At 73.1% G+C, this 1,104-nt stretch carries 1 protein-coding gene; it reads left to right on the top strand.

Features of this window, described 5'->3' with window-relative positions; translation table 11 throughout:
- Positions 1-1,075 (top strand): efflux RND transporter periplasmic adaptor subunit (locus tag N7422_RS26800; RefSeq protein WP_279809344.1); only part of this gene is annotated, 1,075 nt, incomplete at its 5' end.
- Positions 1,076-1,104 lie beyond the last annotated feature (29 nt).

The following is a 1,104-nucleotide window of genomic DNA, read 5'->3' as shown; positions in this document are numbered from 1 at the left end:
TGCCGTCGATGCCGTGAGCGTCCCCGAGGGCAGCCTGGTGCGCAAGGGACAACTGCTGTTCCAGATCGACCCGAGGCCGTTCCAGGTGGCGCTCGACACGGCCACGGCGCAACTGCGTCAGGCCGAGGTGCTGGCCAGCCAGGCCCAGGCCGACTTCGACCGCGCCGAGCGCCTGGTGGCGACCGGCGCCGTCGCGCGCAAGACCTACGACGATGCCGTCTCCGCGCGCAGCGCGCGCCAAGCCCAGGTGCAGGCGGCCAAGGCGGCCGTCGCTGCGGCGCGGCTGGACCTTTCCTTCGCCCGCGTCACCGCGCCCATCGCCGGGCGCGTGGACCGCGTGCTCGTGACCGAGGGCAATCTGGTCAGCGGCGGCGGCGCTGGCGGGGCCACGCTGCTGACCACGATCGTGTCCATCGACCCGCTGCACGTGTACTTCGACATCGACGAAGCCACCTACCTCAACATCGTGAGCCGCTCTCGGCCCGGCGCGGGTGGTGGCAAGGCCTCGCTGCCCGTGCAGGTCGGGCTGACCACGGACAAGGGTTTCCCGCACAGGGGCGCGCTCGACTTCGTGGGCAACACCATCGACCGAAGCACCGGCACGATCCGCGCGCGCGCCGTCGTGCCCAACCCGGATGGGCGCATGGCGCCCGGCCTGTTCGCCCGGGCCAAGCTGTCCACCGGCGCGGCGCGCGAGGCCGTCTTGATCGACGATCAGGCCGTGGGCACCGACCAGGGGCGCAACTACGTGCTGGTCGTGGGCGAGAACAACCAGGCCCAGTACCGGCCCATCGAACTGGGGCCGGTGGTGGACGGGCTGCGCGTCATCAACGGCGGCCTGCAGGCCGGCGAGAAGATCGTCATCAAGGGCCTCGTGCGCCCCGGCATGGCGGTCACGCCGCGCATGGTGCCCATGCAGGCGCCCGCGGCACCGGCCGTCGGCGCGGCCGGCGCGGCCGGCGCGACGAAGGCTGCGGCAAACGCCCCGGCCCCCGCTGCGGCGCCTGTCAAGGCCGGTGGCGCAGACCCCGCCAAGGCTGACGGCGCGGCTGGCTCGGCGGAGGCCCGCAAATGAACTTCCCCCGCTTCTTCATCAACCGGCCG

The sequence above is a fragment of the Pseudomonas sp. GD04091 genome, assembly GCF_029836165.1.
Lineage (GTDB): Bacteria > Pseudomonadota > Gammaproteobacteria > Pseudomonadales > Pseudomonadaceae > Aquipseudomonas.
Note: the sequence above shows the minus strand (reverse complement) of the source record. Positions and strands in the feature narration are given on the sequence as shown.